Raw genomic sequence first — 21,813 nt, forward strand, 5'->3', positions numbered from 1 at the left:
TTATTGGCAGTCTAATGATGAGTTATTGAGCTAGTCATCTTTATCGACGTACTCAAATACTTTGATTACCTTACGTACACCTGAAGTATTGCGGGCGATATCAACCGCAATATCCGCTTGTTCGCGATCGATTAACCCCAGTAAAAATACCTCGCCGTTTTCCGTGATCACTTTAACTCGGGTCACATCCAAAGACTTCTCATTTAGCATCCGCGTTTTAACCTTGGTTGTTACCCAAGTGTCGTTGCTGCGAGTGGTAAATGAGGTAGGGTTACCAATGCGAATTTGATTATGTAATTTGCCGCCAATTTCCAGCTCTTGTACCGTTTTAATGGCTTTATCCCGCAACATTGAGTTAGGAGATTGACCAATCATCAATACATTACTGTTTAACACCACACCGGTAATATTGGTCTGGTTATGAATATCTTCATGCTTAGACAGTGCGCTGGTAATTTCAAAGTCGGCATTGGTATCACTGATTTGTGTCGACATACTACGCTCATCATTGACCATTTTGGCCCCGCCAACAGCACCAACCATCACCACGCCAGCGCAGCCTTGAAGAAGGAAAAGTATTGCTATGACAAGAGCCGTTTTTATCATGCTTGCTCGTCCTGTGGGAACAGAGTGCGGTCAATATTGTCACATAAGCAGTGAATTGCTAATAAGTGAACTTCTTGAATACGCGCAGTGACATTGGATGGAACTCGTACTTCAACATCGCCAGCGCTCATCAAGCCCGCCATAGCGCCGCCGTCTTTACCGGTTAATGCCACAATAGTCATGTCACGGCTTAATGCAGCTTCCATGGCTTTAATGATGTTACCTGAGTTACCGCTGGTCGAAATTGCTAATAAAATATCACCTGGTTGACCCAGTGCCATGATTTGCTTTGAGTAAATTTCGTCATAGCTGTAATCGTTAGCAATAGCTGTAATGGTTGAAGTGTCACAACTTAACGCGATAGCAGGTAGCGGTGGACGCTCAATTTCATAGCGGTTTAATAACTCAGCTGAGAAATGCTGCGCGTCACCTGCACTGCCACCATTACCACAGGCTAGGATCTTGTTACCACTTAAAAGACATTGCACCATCATTTCAGCCGCTTTCTCAATCGACTCTGGTAATGCTTCAGCAGCATCAATCTTGGTTTGAATTGACTCTGTAAAGCTATCTTTAATACGTTCTAACATGGGTTAAATCCTTACAAGGTAAAGTGTTGCTAGCATGCTTTATATCTTCAATTGAGCAGCATTATAGCTAAAAATGGCTGTTTAAAAACACCCCTGAAGCCATTGAATGTCGGTTGTGTTAATGGCAACCATATCAAAACGGCATGGGGCATTGATTTTATGGGTTTGTATATACTGTTGGGCTGCTTTTCTGATGCGAGAAATCTGTGCTGCAGACAGGGCGGTGAGTGCGCCGCCAAATTGGGTTGATGAGCGAAATTTTACTTCAACAAAGACCCAAGTTTGTTGGTCGCGCATGATTAAATCAATTTCACCAAAGCGGTAACGCTGATTTTGAGCCACAAACTTAAGGCCTTGCTGCTCAAGGTAAGTACGCGCGGTTAATTCAGCCTGTTGGCCTTGACCCACAGTTGAGGACATCATAATGGGCGCAGCTGGCCTCGTTGGTATTTGCCCCAACTGAGTTTACGCTCAATGACGCCATTTTCATCCACCGATAATGCGCCACTACGGCCATTGAACTGGTAGCCAGGAAAGGCGCGCATTTGCGCTAAACGATTGACTAAATCAAGGGCGTCATAACCCATGATGTATAAACGCTTTTGGCTGTTATTCCAACTGCTCCAGAGTTTTTTGACCATGGTGGTTTCAGTATTCGTGCCCATTAACCAAGGGATATCACTGATCATCAGGTTGTTAAGCTCTTGAGCTGATTGAGTTGAGCTGCCACTTAAACGGCTGCGGCTGGTGGTATACAGGGCCACCGGATCGGCAAACACACTAAAATTGACGTCTAAAAAGGGCTTTAATAGCACTAAATCTTTTGCGGCTGAGATCATGTAAATAGCATCAATATCACGACGTGAGCGAAAATCAGCTTCAATATTGTTGCCAATCAGCTCTTTTATTCTAGCAATTCGCGCTTGGCTGTCTTTAACACCTAAGGCTTCTTGTACTGTTAGCTTCATCTGATCGCCGCGATCATAAAAGTGGACTTCAGCATTGTCTTCAGTGAGCTCAAGCCACTTTTTATTAAAGCTTTCTGCCATACGTTTACCCGTTGAGTCATTACTGACTAACAATAACGGTAGCGTGATGCCATCTTCATACAGTTTTTGCGCGGCATCACTGGCTTCTTGTGCTGGCGATAACGAAAAGTAAAACTGATCATTTTTTGGGGTAAAGCTGTCGGTTTGATTTAAATACAGCTGCGGCACAGTGAGTAAGCCTTGCTCATTGAGGGCTTGCAGCTCTTCAACTGCTGAAGGCAATAGCGGCCCAATCACAAATTCAGCACCTGCAGCAATAGCAGCTTGATAGGCCTGCTCAACCCCAAGGTTGGTGTCAAAAAAATTAAGCTCCACATTGTCTTCAATTGCGGCCATATAGCTGGCTAACAGACCTTGTCTAATAGGCTCAGCAACATCAGCGCGGCTGCCCGTAAGCGGTAATAGCACCGCAATATTTTGCGGTTTAAACGGCTTGGCATTTAAGGCTTGCTCTAAATCAGAAGGTAGCTTGCTCGCACCTGGGTGATTAGGATTGGTTTGTTGCCATTCGCCTAAGTAGCGAACTAGCTGTGATGGGTCAACCGCATAATGTTTGGCAATATAGGCTAACTGTAACCAGCCTGAAAAAGTGGGATTGCTGTTGTCACTCATAAAGCTTTTAATGGTTTCTTCATGCAGTGGCTGTAGCGTACGCCAAATAGTGTCATTCACTTCAAAGGCTTGCTGCTGCGGAAGATATAAACTGAGTAAACTTAATTGTCTAAGCTCATCAATAGGCTGCTTAGTTTGATTAAATAAGCGGGCTTTATATTGATGATAAGTGACTCTTTGCCACTGGGGTAATTTCCATTGGCTAGGATAGCGTAAAATTGCTAATGCATCGGCATCTGAGCTGGTGTTTTCAGCCACCCGCGCAGAAAGGTAAATATACTCAGCCTGAATGCTTAAATCACTTTGCAAATCAGCTTTCATCGAGGTCAAAAGCTTGCTTGCGGCAACAAAATTGCCATCATTGATATAAGCATGGGCGGCAAGTAGCAAATAGCGGTCGCGAATTTGCGGCTGTTTAGCATTGCTTGCTGCAGATAAATAAACATTAGCCGTTTGTTCAACGGATGCCATTGAGCTATCAATAGCCTGTTTATTTTCAGTAGGTTGAGTCGCACAACCAAATAACACGGCTGATAAAATGGCGGCGAAAACAAATTTAGTTGTATTCAGTCTTTTTAACACAGGGCTTCACTCTGGTAAGATGCTGACTCTAGTTTAACCTGCTCTTTCACTTGGCGAAAGTCTTGATGATAGTCAATACAGAGGTAGTTATGGACCTATCGGTCGCACTTTATATCGTTCCCACTCCTATAGGCAATTTAGGAGACATCAGCAGCCGTGCAATCGAGGTGCTTAATAACGTTAAACTTATTGCCTGTGAAGACACGCGTCATAGTGGTAAATTGCTCAGTCATTTTGGCATTGAAACCCGTAAGACGGCGTTGCATGATCATAATGAACGTGACAGAGCCCAGTGGATTATTCAAAAGCTGAGTAATGGTGAAGCTGTGGCACTTATTTCTGATGCGGGCACGCCGCTCATTTCAGATCCTGGCTACCACTTGGTCAAACAGGTGCGTGAAGCAGGTTACAATGTTATTCCGTTGCCGGGCCCTTGCGCAGCAATTACCGCCTTAAGTGCATCAGGATTACCTTCAGATCGTTTTTCATTTGAAGGCTTTTTACCTTCAAAAGAAAAAGGCCGTTTAGACAAATTATCAGCACTTAAAGAAGACTCAAGAACCTTAATCTTCTATGAATCACCACATCGCATAGTGCACAGTTTAGAGTCAATTGTGGCGGCATTAGGCGAAGACCGTGAAATTGTCATGGCCCGTGAAGTGACTAAAACCTTTGAGACCTTTTTATCTGGCGCAGCAGGCGCTGTACTGCAACAAGTTAAAGATGACTTAAATCAGCAAAAAGGCGAAATCGTATTAATGATCCATGGTCACCGCAGTGACAGTGATTCAGAAATACCCACAGTGGTGATCAATACTTTAAAATTGCTATGTAAAGAACTGCCACTTAAAAAAGCCTCGGCATTGGCTGGCGAAATCTACGGCCTTAAAAAGAATGCGCTTTACAAATACGGTTTAGAAATCGGTCTATAGAGAATAGGTTGAGTTGAGTAGTTAGCTCAACCTGTTTACCTCAGCTTCATATGGTTTGCCATAAAGCCATATTTTAGTTGGTGTGTTGCAGTGGCTTAGGCTATAATCCGCGCCGAGTTGGCCAGACAGTTGCTGCGTTCGCAAGAACGGGGAGGAAAGTCCGGGCTTCAAAGAGCAGGATACCAGGTAACGCCTGGGCGGTGTAAACCGACGACAAGTGCAGCAGAGAGGAGACCGCCAACTTCGGTTGGTAAGGGTGAAAGGGTGCGGTAAGAGCGCACCGTGCGGCTAGTAATAGTTCGTAGCAAGGTAAACTCTATCCGAAGCAAGACCAAATAGGGTCCCGTATGGCGCTGCTCGCGTTGGGACCGGGTAGGTCGCTTGAGCCTGTGAGCGATTGCAGGCCTAGATGAATAACTGTCCAAGACAGGACCCGGCTTATCGGCCAGCTCACCTAATAGTACGAAGCCCGCTTATCGAAAGATAAGCGGGCTTTTTGCTGTCTAGTCTATCAGTAACTTATTTCATTACCGCTTGTTGGAAACGGTTACCAGCAATGGCGCCGATGACAAGTACCAGTAAATATACCCAACCAGATAATGAGAAATTAGCAATTGGGGTGAACAAGGCGCCGACATTACAGCCGTTAGCAAAGCGTGTACCAAAGCCCATTAACAGTCCACCTAAAGCAAACAATGCCAGCTGTTTTGTGGAGTGGTTTATGGCAAATGAGAATTTAAATTTACCCATAAATAACACCGCGATGAGCGTGCCTAAGAAAATCGCCAAGTTTTGTACTGATACCCCGTGTTCAAAAAAAGGCGTACTGAACATAGCTTCAGGGCGCTGGCTTATTTCGGTAATGGTGTTCATTTCAACCCCAAACAACATCAAACCTTTAGCAAACCAAATACCAAAGGGGGTCGATGCGCCCCAGCCTGAGCCAGTACTTGCCATCATGATGCCAAAAATAACGGCAATAACTAATGCTGTGGTGCGCATTTGCCACAGGCTGGCAAGCCAGTTTTGATATGTTTTACGGCTAAATAACGTGAACTGTGTGTCTGCATCACGGTTAACGCTTTGGGATTGAAGCTGTTGACGCTCAATTTCACCGGCGACACCTAAGTATGAGCCTTTACGGCGGCGATAGTTTTCATATTTTTTGGCAATAATCACCACGGTTAACGCTAAAACTATGGTCACTAAAATTGACATGAAGTAACCATTTAGCGGCGTGCCAGCAAACAAGTCGGGTAAAAATACCCCTTTACCTTGATAGCTTGCTGATGAAAACCAGCTATCCGTTATCCAGCTTTGGCTGCTTTGTAATGGAAAGCCAAAAAAGACTCCCGCGCCAAAAAACACTAAGGTAATTGCCGCTCTTGGCACATCACTGACAAACTCCACCATCATCCCCGTTGCGCAGCAGCTGGATAAGCTCATGCCTGCACCAAACATGATGCCGCCAATCAATAGCCCTGCATTAATGGGGTTAATCCATAAATCATAGTGCTGGCTATCAGCGTTAAGCAATAAACCGGCATTGATGATGGCAGTGATCACAAACATGAACATCAGGGTTTGCAATAATTGAGTAGAGCCGCGGCGGTAAGCGCGGTTAATACTGCCTGCAAAACCGATGGCGCCTTTGGCTAACGCAAAGCCTAAACTAAGGCCTAATAACAAGCGTAAAAACAGCCCGTCATTGGCTAATTGAGTCGCACCAACCACTAAGGTTAATAGCAAAATGGCAACGGCCATCACTGCTTGATTTTTATTTATTTCCACTAGACCAACCCACTACATTTGATAACAAATTCAAAACAGAAATTAAACAAATGACATTATTTTCAAGTATTTAAGTGCATCTGCTATTTTTAGGGCGATTATGGTGAACCCGCTTGTTGCTGTCTATCGTCAACCGTTGTTTTAAATAGACTGCTTTGTCATAACTCATGCAATAAAGTGAATTATGATGATAATTATTTAATGTCTAAACCATGAAAGAGCTCAATTATCGATTCATTTATTAGCATATGGATCAAAATAACATGGCCGTTATGTTGGTTGGCTTTTCATTGGCTTTTCATTGGCTTTTCATTGGCTTTTCATTGGCTTGTTATTGGTTATGACTCAATATTTGAGGCGTTAGTCATTGGCTGTAATAGAGTATTGAGTGTCTAGACGATAATAAAATAGGCGCTATAGTGATTGTAAGTCAGCGTGTTATTACATCACAAAGCCCCCTTTTGGAGAATAAGGAGTGCGTGAGTTACGGGTTCTTTTATGGCTGCTTGTGCTCAACTCTTAAGTCTAACTCTTCCTTTGCGATTTTTAACAGTTTATCTCGCATCCAACCATTTAATGGGTCTTGCTCCGCTTGTTTATGCCAATACATATAGACAGGTAAATCGGGTACTTCAAAGGGCAGCTCTACCACACTCACGGGCATTTTATCTTTGAGTAGACTGGCGTAAGCATTTGGCATAGTCAGTAACATATCGCTGCGACTGATCACGCTGGTGGCTGCAAAATAATGCTCACATCGCAAGGCTATTTTTCTCGCAAGCCCGTGCATCGCTAACGCCATATCCACGAGGTCAACTTTGGAATCTTTTAAGGTGACCAAGGCGTGGGGGAAATTAACATAGTTGGCTAAGGTTAAGTCTTGCAATATCGGATGACCTTGGCGGCATATTAACGAAAACCGCTCATTACACACTAGTGTGTGGCGAATATCGTCATGGGTTGGCATTAATACATCAATGACAATATCTAAGTCTTGATGCATTAACGCGGGCTCCATTTCAACCTGTGTAACTTGACGGCTATTTACTGTGATATTAGGGGTATTTGTCAGTAAGTCAGTGACCAATACTGGGAAAAATATCGATTCTAAAATATCGCGAAAACCAAACTTAATCTCCCGCTGATGTTGACTGACATCAAAGGCTGTATTGTCTGACAGTGTTTGCTCTAACACTGCTAATCCGTCAATCACTTGGGGAATAATGTTCTGGCAAACGGATGAAGGCACCATTTTTCTGCCGTGGCGGATAAACAGTGGGTCGTTAAATTTGTCTCGTAATCGTGCTAGTGCGTGGCTAACCGCTGGCTGGGTAAGATGCAGTTTAGTCGCAGCGGCGGTAATACTGCCTTCTTGATAGACAGCTTTGAGCACTAAGAACAAATTTAAATCAATCTTACTATGCATCATATTAATGTTTCGCCATAAATTTATATCACTTTTATTTATCTTACGACTATTTACATTAGATTAACATGAGTTAAAAAAGGAACAGTTAATGAATAGTCATATGATGGAACAAGCGAAGCGCATGACCATAGGTAGTGAGAAATATAAGCTACCAATGCCAGCGACATTTAGCGATCCGCTAGAGCAACGTGAATATGAAAAGCAGCGCTTAGCGGCAGGTTTTAGGGCGTTTGCCCTTAAAGGATTTGATGAAGGATTAGCAGGGCATATTACCTTGCGTGACTGCATTGAACCAGAGACTTTTTGGGTCAATCCTGTTGGGATGTACTTCGGCCACATTACAGTCTCTGACTTAGTTAGGGTTGATCACCAGGGTAATATTATTGAGGGGAACTCTGCCATTAATAATGCCGCTTTTGCCATTCATTCTAGGATCCATCATGCCAGACCGGATGTGAATGCCATTGCTCATGCGCATACCACTTATGGTCGCGCTTTTTCTGCCTCGGGTGAGTTATTAGCGCCAATTTCCCAAGATGCTTGTATGTTTTATCAAAATCACAGTGTGTTTAATGCGTTCACAGGAGTTGTCGCTGAATTAAGTGAAGGCGATATGATTGCTGAATCATTAGCTGATAATACCGCAGTTATTTTACAAAACCATGGGCTGTTAACCGTGGCTAAATCAGTAGATGCTGCGGTGGCTAACTTTGTGATGATGGACAGTTGTTGCCATAGTCAATTATTGGCACAAGCAGCGGGCAATATGCAGCTTATTAGCGATGAAATTGCCACTAAAACCCGTCATTTTAATGGTTCTGACTTGGTGACATGGGGTAACTTTCAGCCCTTGTTCCAACAAGTGCTTGCTCAAGATAGTCGTTTTCTTGATTAAAGCGAGAGCAAACAGTGATTATAGGCGTCAGCAAAAAGTGCCAGTAGAAAGTACCTGCAGGGATAAATAACATCAATGGACATCAATGGACATCAGGGGGGGATGTATGGAAGCGTCAATTTTTACTGAGGTGTTATTACCGCTGGCATTGGCCTTTATTATGCTTGGTATGGGGTTGAGTTTAACTCAGCAAGATTTTACGCGCTTATGGCGCACACCTAAACCCATTATAGTGGGTTTGCTTGGGCAAGTGATTCTGCTGCCTTTGTTGGCGCTAGGTATTTGTATCGCGTTAGACCTTAATGCTGCATTGGCGGTAGGTTTGATGATCCTTGCAGCTTGTCCCGGCGGCACTATGTCTAATGTCTTTAGTCATTTAGCTAAAGCAAATCTAGCACTATCAGTCAGTTTAACGGCGTTATCCACATTAATTTGTGTGTTTACCACGCCGTTTATTATTGGTTACTCGGTGCTGTTATTTGTAGGTGATCAAGCGACAGAGTTTTCAATTTTGGCAGCGGCCTTAGGGCTGGTGCTGATTACTTTACTGCCTGTATTGATAGGCATAGTGATTCGGCACCATTACGCATCTTGGGCACAAAAAGTGGCAGTGTATTTTAGGCGGTTTTCACTGTTTTTTATGCTCACTATGATTATTGCCCTGATAATCAAAGAGCGTGAGTTGTTACTCGAATCATTTGAACAAGTCTTTCTGGCGAGTATTTCACTGAATATATTATCGGTAATGATGGGGCTATTACTGGCTAGGTTGTGCTCATTATCCATTATTGATGGACTAACGTTAGGCATTGAAGTTGGTATGCAAAATGCGGCTTTGGCAATATTAATTGCGATCAGTTTTTTGCATGAACCTGAGTATGCTATTGCCGCAGGGGTATATGGTTTAACTATGTACATTGGCCCTAGTTTATTAGTGTATTGGGTTAAGCACTTTCGCGGCCGAAAAACACAGGTGCAGCAACCTGCTAATCGTTAATGATGAAGGCTATTGTTATCATGACTTTCAAACATTAACAATGGGTGGCACTTTATTTAATAATAACTAATGCGATAAGGTGAATATTAATGGCCACTATACAATAGCTAAATCATCCGTTATAGAGGTGCTTAGTGCTAACCTCTATGATTGAATCGTCTGTAATTACGACCAATATATGTATTAAAGTCCTTATTAATCAGTAATGAGGCTAAGTTTATTGAGTTTCTTGCTCATGGGGCGCATTATCTAAACTCGACTTCTTTAACATAAAATCACTTCAAATAATGAAAAAGCCCAATGCTGCTACCGCGCCGACTCCGCTGACAACTGATGTAAAAACGTCGGCGACAAAGGCTGACTTTCCTATTATTGGTATTGGTGCTTCTGCTGGCGGCCTTGAGGCCATTGAGCAGTTTTTAAGCCAGGCTAAAGCTGATTGCGGTATGGCTTTTGTGGTGGTGCAGCATCTAGACCCTCACCATAAAGGCATTATGTGTGAGCTGTTGCAGCGTGTAACCCCGCTTAAGGTGCTACAAATTAGCGATCGCATGATGGTTAAGCCCAATCATGTATATGTTATCCCGCCCGCTTATGACCTAACTCTTTTAAATGGGACATTACTGCTATTTCCTCGTGTTGAGCCCCATGGGTTACATTTACCGATAGATTATTTTCTTAAGTCTTTAGCGGCTGATAAACAGGCTCAAAGCATTGCGGTGATTCTGTCGGGAATGGGCTCAGACGGCACGCTTGGGTTACGGGCTATCAAAGAAAAATTTGGTGCAGTGTTTGTACAGCGCCCTGATACGGCCAAATTTGCCAGTATGCCTAAAAGTGCCATTGATACCGGACTAGTTGATGCTGTAGCACCCGCAGATGTGTTAATGGATAATGTGGTTAATTACCTCAACCACATGCCTATTCAGGTTGAAAATACTGAACAAGATCACCACGACATTGAAAAAGTCATCGCCTTGCTGCGATCCCATACAGGGCATGATTTTTCCCGTTACAAAAAAAGCACCATTTATAGACGTATTGAGCGGCGCATGGCTTTGCATAAGCTCACCAGCATTGCTGACTATGCTCAGTATTTACGCAGTAATGCCCAAGAAAATGAACTGCTGTTTAACGAGTTACTCATTGGTGTGACACACTTTTTCCGTGACAGTCAGGTTTGGCTGCAGCTTCAGGATGAGGTTATTCCAGCATTGCTGGCTAAACACCCAGAAGGCGGCACCTTGCGAGCTTGGGTACCTGCTTGCTCTAGCGGTGAAGAGGCTTATACATTGGCAATCGTGTTTCAAGAAGCCTTAAAGCAAGGGAGTTATCCCCAGCATTTTGAGTTGCAGATATTTGCCACCGATCTTGATAATGACGCGGTTAAAAAAGCCCGAGCTGGGATCTACCCGGCGAGTATTGCAGATGATATTGCTCAAACGCGATTAGATCATTATTTTGTGGCCAATAAGGCAGGTTACCGCATCGGTAAAGAAATACGGGAAATGGTTATTTTTGCCCAGCAAAATCTGGTCACCGATCCACCATTTACTAAGCTTGATTTAATCAGTTGTCGAAACTTGTTTATCTATTTAGAAGCGGATTTACAGCAAAAGCTGATCCCCTTATTTCATTACAGCTTAAATCCTGGTGGGGTGCTGGTGTTAGGCTCCTCTGAAACCATAGGTAAAGACGACGTCCTGTTTAGTGCTGTGCATGAAAAACTGCGTATTTATCAGCGATGCGAGACAATTGAACCGATTAATTTAATGAGCTTTCCAAGCAGAACCTCAGGTGGCTATTCACCTGAGCAAATGTTTGAAAAACTGGTGCCCGCTAAAACCCAAGGAGTTGATGATTTGAACTTAGAAGACTTGACCCAATCGCTGTTGCAAGAGCACTTTGTGCCAGCGGCGTTGCTGACCACAGAGCAAGCGGATATCGTCTATATCAATGGTAAAACTGGCAATTATTTAGAGCCCGCAGCCGGTAAAGTGAATCACAATCTATTTGCAATGGCTCGTGAAGGTTTAACTGCGCCCATAAGTGAAGTGTTTAATCGGGCTGTGCGCCAAAAGAAGAAGGCTGAACTAAGAAATATTAGTGTGGGGACTAATGGCAATACAGTGCAAGTGGATGTGAGTGTGCAACCATTGCTGCAACCTGCAAGTCTGTGTGGCATGGTATTGGTGCTGTTTAGTGAATCATCAATGCAGACTTCGGCTTTAAGCACGCACAGTAGCGCTGATGGCGTTGATAGCACTACTGATACTGATGAAATAGTTGCCTTAAACCAAGTCCTGCAACAGGCTCGGGATGATTTAAGGATCACCACCAATGAGATGCAGTTTGCACAAGAAAACCTCAAGTCGACTAATGAAGAATTACAAAGCACCAATGAAGAGCTGCAAAGTACTAACGAGGAGCTGACCACCTCTAAAGAAGAAATGCAGTCGATGAATGAGGAATTACAAACCGTCAATCATGAGCTAAACACTAAAGTTAATGAGTTGTCAGAAGCCAGTGATGACATGAAAAACCTGCTTAATAGCACCAATATTGCCACCTTGTTTTTAGATAGCGATCTTAAGGTGCGCCGTTATACCACTGAAACACGCAGTATTTTCAAACTCATTGCCAGTGATGTTGGTCGTCCGATCACTGATTTAGTTAGCTCGTTAATTTATCCCGCCTTGGCTGATGATGCCTGCGAAGTGCTGCGGAGCCTGATATTTCAGCAAACAGAGGTGCAAACCCATGATGGTCGCTGGTATATCGTGCGCATCATGCCTTATCGCACCCAAGAAAACCTCATCGATGGCGTAGTGATCACCTTTAGTGACAATACTGAAAACAGAATGGCGAGTATTGCCATGACGCAATCGGAATCGCGCTTCAGATTATTATTTGAAAATTCCTCCCATGCAGTTGCCTATAAAAGAATCATTTTGAACAATGACAAAGCGGTAGACTTCAACTATCTTGAAGTAAACAACGCTTATGTTGGCATAACCGAACTACATGACGTAATTGGAAAAAATGGCAGTGAAGTCATTCCAAATATCCTCCAATCGAATAGTGACTTTATGTCTGCTTGTGGTCGCGTCGCTATGTCTGGCAAGCCAGAAAAAATTGAGTATTACGTAAAAGAAACTAAGCAATGGTTTGAATGTTCAATGTACTCACAACAACAAGGTCTGTTTGTTTGTGTGACTAAAAACATTACCGATAAAAAGCACAACTTAAAAACCTTAAATAATGTAAGGGAAATACTTAAGCGGGGGAATAACTCCTCTGAAGCAGAGCTTAGGAATTTATTGGTGGATGTACAAAATAATCTGGAGAAACTTTGCAAGATGGAATAGCAAAGTGATATCCAAAGGCAAAGGAAGATAGCCATGACCAAGTGCACGCAATGAACAAGGGTATAAAGCCAACTATTCAAAGCCTGAATTCATTGCGTAAGGATTCTATGCAGTGTCAGCATAAACATGATTGCAATGAGTGCAATGAGCGCTGCTCACTAGCGGATGAGGTTGCAGCTGATCGATTACTACATGAGTTACAGGTGCATCAAATCGAATTAGAGATGCAGCAAAACGAGCTAATAGTGGCCAGAGATATCGCCGAATCAGCCGCTGCAAACTATCAAGCATTATATGATTTAGCCCCAGTAGGTTATGTTTCGCTAAATCGCACTGGGTATATCACTCAGGCTAATTTTACCGCTGCAAGTATGTTAGGTATGCCCCGTAAAAATATACTGGGTAAACGCCTTGGAGCATACTTAACTGAAGACTCCCTACTGCAATATAACGCCCACCTTGCCAATACTTTTCAAGGCGTTGACTCTCCAGACAGTGAGATAAAACTTAACATCGATAATAAGCTAAGCACGGTACAGTTAAAGCTTACTATTAACGAAGATGGCCTTGAATGCCTTAGCGCACTGACAGATATTACCGCCACTAAAAAATCTGAAATAAAATTAAAACTTGCCGCCAGTGTTTTTAGTCATGCTCATGAAGGCATCATGATCACCGATTTAAAGGGCAATATCCTTGAAGTTAATGACACTTTCACTCAGATAACAGGCTTTAGCCGTCAAGAGGCCATTGGTAAAAACCCACGAATTTTCAGATCGGGTCGACAGTCTGCAGACTTTTACGACGGTATGTGGAGCACGCTGAAACAGCATAACTATTGGTGTGATGAAATATGGAATAAACGCAAAAACGGCGAAATTTATCCGCAAATGCAATCAATCAGTGCGGTGCGTGATGTGTATGGCAAGGTCATGCACTATGTCTCAATGTTTACTGACATAACCGATAAAAAAGCGCACCAGCAGCAACTAGAGCATACCGCCCATCACGATATGTTAACTGGTTTACCCAATAGAGCATTACTGGCCAATAAGTTAGCGCAGGCACTAAAACAGAGCCAGCGACGCGGTAAAAAGCTGGCACTGGCTTATCTTGATTTAGACGGCTTTAAAGCCATTAACGATATCCACGGCCATAGCACTGGCGATCAATTCTTAGTTTTAATTTCACAGGCGCTAAAAAGTGCGCTGCGTGCAGGAGACTTTTTAGCGCGTATTGGCGGTGATGAGTTTGTTGCAGTACTCAGTGACCTAGAACAGGCCAGTGATTGTGAACCAGTATTACAGCGGATGCTGGTGGCTGCATCGCAAAGTATTATTTGCAATGAAGAAATACTGCAAGCTTCAACCAGTATTGGGGTAACACTGTACCCGCAAAATGGTACAGATCCAGACTTGCTACTAAGGCAAGCTGATCATGCGCTGTATCAAGCGAAAGACGCAGGCAAAAGCTGTTATTTATTTTTTGATAAGGACTCTGCTGAAGCCTCAAAAACGAAACGAAAGAGCCTTGAGTGTATTATTCAGGCTTACGAAAACCAAGAGTTTGTTCTTTATTTTCAGCCTAAAGTAAATATGAACACAGGGAAAGTAGTGGGGGTTGAAGCATTGCTGCGCTGGCAGCATCCGCAACAAGGATTATTGCTGCCAGAAGTCTTTTTACCCATGATTGAAGACCACTTAATTAGCATTAAAATAGGCGAGTGGGTAATTGATACTGTACTTAAACAACTAGATGAGTGGCAAGAAAAAGGCTTAACGATTCCCGTTAGTGTCAACATTGGCGCCAGCCAATTGCAAAGTAGTGACTTTGTCGCCAACTTAGCTGCAGCTTTAACCGCTTACCCTAATATTTCTCCCGAGCTATTGGAAATGGAAATATTAGAAACCAGTGCCTTAGAAGATATGGTTAAAATTAGTCAGCGAATGAACGCCTGTTTACAAATGGGCGTTAAGTTTGCCTTAGATGATTTTGGTACCGGTTACTCATCACTTACCTACCTTAAAAGCTTGCCTGCTACGAAATTAAAAATAGATCAGAGCTTTATTCGGGATATGTTAATCGATACGTCTGATCTTGCTATTGTGAAGGCTATCATAGGCCTAGCAGATATCTTTGATCTTGGGGTCGTTGCCGAAGGGGTAGAGACTAAGGCGCAAGCTGATAAGTTATTATCGCTTCACTGCACTGTAGCTCAAGGGTATGGTATTTCTAAACCTATGCCAGCAGCACAGGTGCCTAAGTGGGTGCAAGCTTGGCACTGCAATCCAACTTGGACTGCGTAATTCTTAATGCGAATAAAAGCGCTCTAATTCACTATCACTTACCCTCATAACTCAATTCTTTGCTTCCTAATCAAGTAACTAAAAAGGCTTCTTTTGTATCATGATTAAAGACTGTCGAATCCCCTTTAAAAATAGGCTATGTTAATGAAATAAACAGGTCGCTCTTACGGGCTTTAAATGCTGTTGAGCATGATTTAGCATTTGGATGTAAAAACGGTTTATGGGCATTATATAAGGCGCTTAACGCAGCAAATTCAGCATTTAGTGATGGGACTTACCATGAGTAAAATTTTTCTAATTCGTCACGGCCAAGCCAGTTTTCATGCCGATGATTATGATAAGTTATCTGATTTAGGCATTGAGCAGGCTAAGCTGGTGGGGCGATATTTAGCCAATAAAACCATTACGCCAGATCTCGTGATAACAGGCTCAATGTTACGCCATCAGCAAACCGCGCAGCATAGCCTAGATAGCTTTGGTTTGGCCGATGATGCACTGATAAGTTTAAGTGAGCAAGATGCTGGCTGGAATGAATATGACCATCAAAATATTCTCGGTGCGTATCATCCTGAGTTTACCTGCCCCAGTAAAATGCGCGCATTTTTAGCTCAAGAGCCCGATCCTCTCGCGGCTTTTCAGCAGCACTTTTTCGGCGCTATGGAGCAGTGGACACAGGCATCTGCAACGGCTAAGTTAAATGAAAACAACCTATATACAGAATCTTGGAGTGATTTTCAGCAACGGGTCATAGGTGTTTTTGAGCGCTTAACCAGCGAGCATCACGGTAAAACCATTTTGGTCTATTCATCGGGCGGACCAATTAGCGTGATTGCCAGTTTATTATTGGGATTGCCGCTAACACAGTTTGTCGATATTAATTGGTCATTAGTCAATGGCGGCGTGACCAAAGTGGTGGCCAGAGGTCAGGACAAGCAGTGGTCATTGTCGTCATTAAATGAGCACGATATATTCGAGCAACAAGGGGATAAAAGGATAATTACTTACACCTAAGTGCTTATTTTTGCTGTAACAGCGCCTAAAATGGGCTTAAATAGCCCATGTAAATAATAAAAATAACTCATCATAAAATGGATAATAAGATGCGAAAAAATATTTTGATCACCGGGGCAAGTTCGGGTTTAGGTCGAGGAATGGCCATTGAATTTGCAAAACAGGGATCTAACTTAGCACTGTGTGCGCGCCGAATGGATAGGTTAGTTGAGCTCAAGGCTGAGCTAGAACAAATTAACCCGCAAATTAACGTGCTGATAAAAGCCTTAGACGTGAATGATCATGAGGCTGTTTTTAGCGTTTTTGATCAATTTAACGCTGAAATGGGGCCGTTAGACCGCATTATTATTAATGCGGGCATGGGCAAAGGTGCTTCCATTGGTACTGGGTATTTTAATGCCAATAAACAAACAGCAGAAACCAATTTTATTGCCGCGCTTGCACAGGCTGAGGCGGCAATGGCTATCTTTAGGGCTCAAAATTCAGGGCATTTAGTCACCATATCATCTGTCAGTGCAGTACGTGGTTTTAGACGGGCGATGACAGTTTACGCAGCCACTAAAGCAGCGCTAACATCTCTTAGTGAAGGCATACGTATTGATGTAATGAATACCCCGATAAAAGTAAGCTGTATTCACCCTGGTTTTATTCAAAGTGAGATCAATGAAGGGGTTGAAAAAATCCCCTTTATTGTCGATACCGAAACCGGTTGTAAGGCGCTAGTAAAGGCCATCAATAAAGAAAAGCCCAACGCTTTTGTGCCAAGCTGGCCATGGGCTATTTTGCATTGGGTATTGCGAGTCGCACCTGTTAGCGTTATCCGTAAATTTAGCTAACATTTTCTTAAATCAAGCGCCATAACAATGGTTGAAAACTGACACGTATCTAGCCTGTTTATTCTTTGAATAAGCAGGCATTTTTATATGCATAGGCCAGAGATATCTTACCGTAATTGTATTGAATGGTTAGATCCTTCAACAGTGAGTCGAAAAACTGCTTTAATTAAGTCATAATTTTTATCGTTAATGCTGCTGAGTTTTATTGTGCTAACCCATATTGGTATTTTTGGGGACGGCCGATTCAGTACTGGTACTCTTTTTACTTGGTTAGGTGTTTCATGTTTAAAAAAATCTCATTATGCATTTTAGCTATGGCTTCTTGGCAAGCATCTGCTGAGCAGTCTTATTTTTTTGATCAGCAAGATGGCCAATTTGATCTTGGCTATCACCTCGCTGAAAATGCCTATGGTTTTTTACCGGTTCCTATTTTAATTACTGAGCCTGCAGTTGGTGCTGGTGGTGGTTTGATGGGCTTGTTTTTGCACGAAACCGATGAAGAAAAAGAACTACGTAAACAAAAAGCCCTTGAGTCTATTGATGGCGGCGCCCAGTTAATTCCTGCAGCAATGACCTTGGTGGGCGGCGGCGCGACAGCCAATGGTACTTGGTTTGCTTTTGCGGGGCACCGTCATTCTTGGTTAAACGATAGTATTCGTTATACCGGCGGCGCAGGTGCTGCTAAGGCGAATTTAGATATTTATACTAATTTAGGTGGCTTACTACCTGAAGGGCAAAACCTCAAATTTGATACCACTACCGAAGCTTACTTTGCGATGCAAAAACTGCAGTTTAGAGTGGCTGATACGCCATTATTGTTGGGCTTAAAACAGCTATGGTCAGTGTCCAGTGTCTCATCATCAAACGCTGTAGTTGATTGGTTTTTGCAAACCGCACTGGGTGATAAACATACCACCTCAGGTCTTGGTTTGGTGGCCGAGTATGACACTCGAGATAATATGTTTTTCCCGAAAAAGGGTTACATTTTATCGGCTGAATACATGTTATATGATGAGGCGTTAGGTTCTGACAGTCATTACGGTACCTTAGATACCAGTGGCGAGTTTTATTTCCCTATTGCTAAAAAGTGGACCTTTGCGGTCGCTGCTAGTTATCAGGAATTGTATGAGAAAGACACCAGCCTTTCACCTACCACTAAGCCTTATGTTGATCTTCGTGGTGTATCAGCATTTCGATATCAAGGTGATCAAGTCGGCACCTTACAAGCGCAGTTGATGTATCACATAGATCACCGCTGGACGGTATCGACCTTTTACGGTTACGGCCAAACAGAGACAGAGACGGAATCAATACAAGACAGCAGCGACTCCGTTAATGCTTATGGTGTTGGCTTTCGCTATCAAATTGCCAGACGTTACGGCATTCATATGGGAGTGGATGTCGCCGCCAGTGAAGAGGAGCGGGCATTGTATTTTAACCTAGGCTCGGGCTTTTAATCGTCAATCAGACACTTAAGCACATATTAATTGGCAATCAGTTTATATGTGCTCTTACCTTTATAAGTACTATTGAATTCAGTAGTAGTCAATATCATCTACCAGGGACTTAGTTATAATTCTTACACTTTTAATTAAGCACTTTTCGATAATAAAATTATATTTAACTGATAATTGATTACACTGTTTAAATTGGGTTGTCTCTATGTCTGTATTTTACAAATAGTGTTGCTATTTTATCTTTGCTTATGTCTTTATTAACAATCTAATCATTTTGTAACTGCTGTAGGTTATTAATAATTAGGGTTTGAATAATTTAAGAAACTATTTTTATTAATTGCTATTTAATTTGTTGGTAATTTAAAGTGTCGCGGCGAGGCTTAAGATGTTTATTTGTTGTTGCTCAGGTGTTTGTTTGCGGCTTGATTGGTGTTTATTTTGTGAGAAACACTTGTTGCAGCCAGGTTTTTAATTTAAATTTTCAAAACTAATTTTATATTTATAATGTTATCAGTAGCAGTAGGCGAGTAGTACTGAATTGTTTTCTATTTTGGTCAGATTTGAAATTTATTGATCATTTCAAGAACAAGTGTCATTTCAATTGACTGGGACATAAGCTCTACCAATCATCACAATCATAAAAGCTAAGGTTTTGTAATTAAACATGGTGCCAAAGGCTAGAGTAAAATAGAGGTCTGAAATTTTGGTTTTATCTTATCTGTCTGTACTTTAATTATTTTATGTTTTTGATTGTGGCAGTGTCTTGCTGTCGAAACAATTCAGAGTGTTGTTTTTTATTCATATCTTGAGGGATATTTTTTATCCTAAGAGATACTTGTTGAATATATGTGCTGTTTTTATATTAACTGAAATATTTATGAGGGGTAAGTTAAGACTTAAGGTTTTTAGCCGTGAGTCTTAAGCTTGTTTTTCAAACTATATCTGTAATTTTTATTTTTACGTTTGTTGCTTGTTTTCTGCGTTGTTATTTTTTTGACTTTAAATTCAAAGCTGTTTTTTTGTTTTTATTGTTGTTTGAAATAAAATCTTCACTTTACTTATTTGTATGTTTTATTTAATTTACTCCCGCCTTTACTGATGCTGAAATATTGCTTGAGATTAATTGACCAATCTTAATCTGTGGCAATAATTCGGCATACAGACATAAATAAAATAATTATCTGGAATAAATATGAAATTGAATGCTAAGAAACTTCTGCTTGCTACCAGTGTTGCAGCAGTACTTACAGGTTGTAATAGCTCATCAGACGATAAACCAAAAAACGATACCATTAGCATGGAAGTCCGTTTGATGGAAACCACAGATATTCATACCAATGTAATGCCATACAATTACTTTGAGAGCGCAGAACACAACGAAAACAACCTGCCTGAATGGGGCTTAGCACGTACTTCTTTAGTGATTGCTGAAACGCGTGAAGAAGTCGCCAATAGCATGTTATTTGATAATGGCGATTTAATCCAAGGTAGCCCAATGGGCGACTACATGGCAGCGCTAGGTGCTGAGCATCTTAAAGGTGAAAAGCATCCGGTTTACAAAGCGATGAACTATTTAGAATATGATGCAGCTAACTTAGGTAACCATGAGTTCAACTATGGCCTTGAATACCTAGATGAAGCGCTTAAAGGTTCAGATTTCCCTTATGTTAGCTCAAACGTATGGAAAGCTGATAGCTCGCTTGAAAAAGTCAGCAATGCAGCAGATGAATGTGAAGTACGCATTACTGAAGATTTTTATGACACCGCAGAAAATATGTATAACCCATATGTCATTTTAGACCGTGAGTTTATTGCCGAAAATGGTGAATCATACAATGTTAAAGTGGGTGTCATTGGCTTTACACCACCAGATATTATGGGCTGGGATGCTTCGCATCTAGTGTGTAATGTGATGGTTTCAGATATCAAGAAAACCGCTGAACATTTTGTGCCTATGATGAAGGCTGAAGGCGCAGACGTTATTGTTGCTATCCCGCATTCAGGCCTCAATGACAATAATGATGAGTTTGCTGAAAACGCAACCTTACACCTTGCTTATGTAGACGGTGTTGATGCCATTATGTTTGGTCACGACCACCGTGAATTCCCGAATGCAAATAATGAATACGGTGAAATTCCAGGGGTTGATCCTGAGCTTGGTTTAATTAATGGTATTCCAGCCATCATGCCAGGTTTCTGGGGTGCTAAGTTAGGGGTGATTGATCTTAAACTTAAATCTAGCGATGACGGCGAGACATGGACTGTTGACCATTCTCACTCTACAACCGAGCTGCGCTCACTAATTCCAAATGAGTCTGATGTTCTTATTGAAGATCTAGTAGTTGAAGAGCATGAAGGTACAGTTGATTACATGTCAGCAATGATTGCTGAAATCGATGTGAACATGAACAGCTTCTTCCCACAAGTGGTACCAGATTTATCCATGCAAGTGGTTAACCAAGCACAGCTTCATCAACTGAATAAATGGAAAGCAGAAGGCGAGTTTGCTGATGCATCTGCAGACGCTATTTTCATGTCTGTATCTGCGCCATTTAAATCTGGTCGTAATGGCGGCGCCGATTACACCAACATTCAAACTGGTGAGCTAACTAACGCTTCAGTTGCTGATATCTATGTATTTGATAACAATACCCCTGCCGTTTTAAAAATGACCGGTGCGGATATGAAAAACTGGATTGAGTGGGTTAACTCAAATGCTTATAACAGCTTACCATTAGCTGAAGGTGAGACTTTCCTTGTTGAAGACTTCCCTGGTTATAACTTTGATGCCTTCTACGCTGGTTTTAACCAGTCAGGTGAAGGGCTACTTAAGTACACAATCAACGTTGAAAACCAATCAAAGTACACCAACATTAATGGTTGGGAATTTGATACAACAGACAGCAAGCAGTTAGTTGAGCTTACCTATAACGGTGTTGAAATTGCTGATGACGCAGAAATCTATGTGATCACTAACAACTACCGTGCATCTAACTCGCGTATGCCAGGTGTTGATAATGCTGAGCTAGTTAAAGAAGAAGCGGCATTTAATAACCGTGAATTGGTGCAGTTCTACTTAGCTGATCGTTTAGCTGAGCAAGAAGGTGATAACACCTTAGCCTTCCCGAACGCTAAAGTGTTTGAGCTTATCGCGCCAACGACAGAAAGTGTTTCATTTAGCTCAGCTAAACTTGAAGAAGGTATTCGCTGTGCAACTAATGAAATCACTGGTTTGTCTACAGACGGTGAAGACGGTACTAAAGAAGGTACTGAAGGTTTCACTATTTACAACTTTAACTTTGATTACAGCGGTGAATTTAACTGTAAAGCTAAAGGTCAGTAATGCTGATTT

The 21,813-nt window shown here is 42.1% G+C and carries 15 protein-coding genes and 1 other RNA gene; 10 read left to right on the plus strand and 6 right to left on the minus strand.

The features are described 5' to 3' along the window. Window positions 1-30 precede the first annotated feature (30 nt). The 4 genes from Q4533_RS13480 to Q4533_RS13495 form a co-directional block, all read right to left on the minus strand. The gene (locus Q4533_RS13480; RefSeq protein WP_102440332.1) at window positions 31-606 is read right to left on the minus strand and encodes a BON domain-containing protein; all 576 of its coding nucleotides are present in this window, start codon (window positions 604-606) and stop codon (window positions 31-33) included. Next, a complete protein-coding gene (locus Q4533_RS13485; RefSeq protein ID WP_076541969.1) occupies window positions 603-1,196 on the minus strand; it encodes a phosphoheptose isomerase in 594 nt (197 codons plus the stop codon). Before Q4533_RS13485 ends, Q4533_RS13480 begins: the two co-directional genes overlap by 4 nt. Before the next feature lie 81 nt (window positions 1,197-1,277). Then, window positions 1,278-1,604, minus strand: a complete 327-nt coding sequence (locus Q4533_RS13490; RefSeq protein ID WP_102440355.1) for a YraN family protein — start codon at window positions 1,602-1,604, stop codon at window positions 1,278-1,280. 11 nt (window positions 1,605-1,615) lie between these two features. After that, window positions 1,616-3,439 carry a penicillin-binding protein activator gene (locus tag Q4533_RS13495; protein WP_303502910.1) on the minus strand — a complete coding sequence of 608 codons (1,824 nt, stop codon included), beginning with the start codon at window positions 3,437-3,439 and terminating at the stop codon, window positions 1,616-1,618. A gap of 89 nt (window positions 3,440-3,528) precedes the next feature. Here Q4533_RS13495 and rsmI point away from each other — a divergent pair, with 89 nt between their 5' ends. Beyond that, window positions 3,529-4,371: a 16S rRNA (cytidine(1402)-2'-O)-methyltransferase gene (gene rsmI, locus Q4533_RS13500; protein ID WP_102440330.1), complete on the plus strand. Its 843-nt coding sequence runs from the start codon at window positions 3,529-3,531 to the stop codon at window positions 4,369-4,371. A 113-nt stretch (window positions 4,372-4,484) separates the two neighbouring features. After that, an RNA gene (gene rnpB, locus Q4533_RS13505) (RNase P RNA component class A) lies at window positions 4,485-4,828 on the plus strand. A 62-nt stretch (window positions 4,829-4,890) separates the two neighbouring features. Here rnpB and Q4533_RS13510 read toward each other — a convergent pair. Then, window positions 4,891-6,162, minus strand: coding sequence for a YeeE/YedE family protein (locus tag Q4533_RS13510; RefSeq protein ID WP_102440329.1), 1,272 nt, complete (start codon window positions 6,160-6,162; stop codon window positions 4,891-4,893). Window positions 6,163-6,658: 496 nt separating this feature from the next. Beyond that, the gene (locus tag Q4533_RS13515) at window positions 6,659-7,591 is read right to left on the minus strand and encodes a LysR family transcriptional regulator (protein ID WP_102440328.1); all 933 of its coding nucleotides are present in this window, start codon (window positions 7,589-7,591) and stop codon (window positions 6,659-6,661) included. 88 nt (window positions 7,592-7,679) lie between these two features. On the opposite strand from Q4533_RS13515, the gene Q4533_RS13520 reads away from it, so the two are divergent. The 8 genes from Q4533_RS13520 (at window position 7,680) to Q4533_RS13555 (ending at window position 21,804) form a co-directional block, all read left to right on the plus strand. Then, complete coding sequence (locus Q4533_RS13520) at window positions 7,680-8,486, plus strand: class II aldolase/adducin family protein (RefSeq protein WP_303502911.1); 807 nt, start codon at window positions 7,680-7,682, stop codon at window positions 8,484-8,486. Window positions 8,487-8,592: 106 nt separating this feature from the next. Continuing rightward, the gene (locus Q4533_RS13525) at window positions 8,593-9,483 is read left to right on the plus strand and encodes a bile acid:sodium symporter family protein (RefSeq protein WP_102440326.1); all 891 of its coding nucleotides are present in this window, start codon (window positions 8,593-8,595) and stop codon (window positions 9,481-9,483) included. A gap of 287 nt (window positions 9,484-9,770) precedes the next feature. Beyond that, window positions 9,771-12,851 (plus strand): chemotaxis protein CheB, encoded by a 3,081-nt coding sequence (locus tag Q4533_RS13530; RefSeq protein WP_303502912.1) that lies wholly within the window; start codon window positions 9,771-9,773, stop codon window positions 12,849-12,851. A 50-nt stretch (window positions 12,852-12,901) separates the two neighbouring features. Further along, window positions 12,902-15,157 (plus strand): EAL domain-containing protein, encoded by a 2,256-nt coding sequence (locus Q4533_RS13535; protein ID WP_303502913.1) that lies wholly within the window; start codon window positions 12,902-12,904, stop codon window positions 15,155-15,157. A 279-nt stretch (window positions 15,158-15,436) separates the two neighbouring features. After that, window positions 15,437-16,168 (plus strand): histidine phosphatase family protein, encoded by a 732-nt coding sequence (locus Q4533_RS13540; protein WP_303502914.1) that lies wholly within the window; start codon window positions 15,437-15,439, stop codon window positions 16,166-16,168. Window positions 16,169-16,257: 89 nt separating this feature from the next. Continuing rightward, window positions 16,258-17,004 (plus strand): SDR family oxidoreductase, encoded by a 747-nt coding sequence (locus tag Q4533_RS13545; RefSeq protein WP_303502915.1) that lies wholly within the window; start codon window positions 16,258-16,260, stop codon window positions 17,002-17,004. Window positions 17,005-17,285: 281 nt separating this feature from the next. After that, on the plus strand, window positions 17,286-18,461 hold the full coding sequence (locus Q4533_RS13550) for a BamA/TamA family outer membrane protein (RefSeq protein ID WP_303502916.1): 1,176 nt from the start codon (window positions 17,286-17,288) through the stop codon (window positions 18,459-18,461). Window positions 18,462-19,653: 1,192 nt separating this feature from the next. Further along, a complete protein-coding gene (locus Q4533_RS13555; protein ID WP_303502917.1) occupies window positions 19,654-21,804 on the plus strand; it encodes a bifunctional 2',3'-cyclic-nucleotide 2'-phosphodiesterase/3'-nucleotidase in 2,151 nt (716 codons plus the stop codon). The last annotated feature ends 9 nt before the right edge of the window (window positions 21,805-21,813 follow it).

This window comes from Shewanella sp. 6_MG-2023 (genome assembly GCF_030547195.1).
Lineage (GTDB): Bacteria > Pseudomonadota > Gammaproteobacteria > Enterobacterales > Shewanellaceae > Shewanella.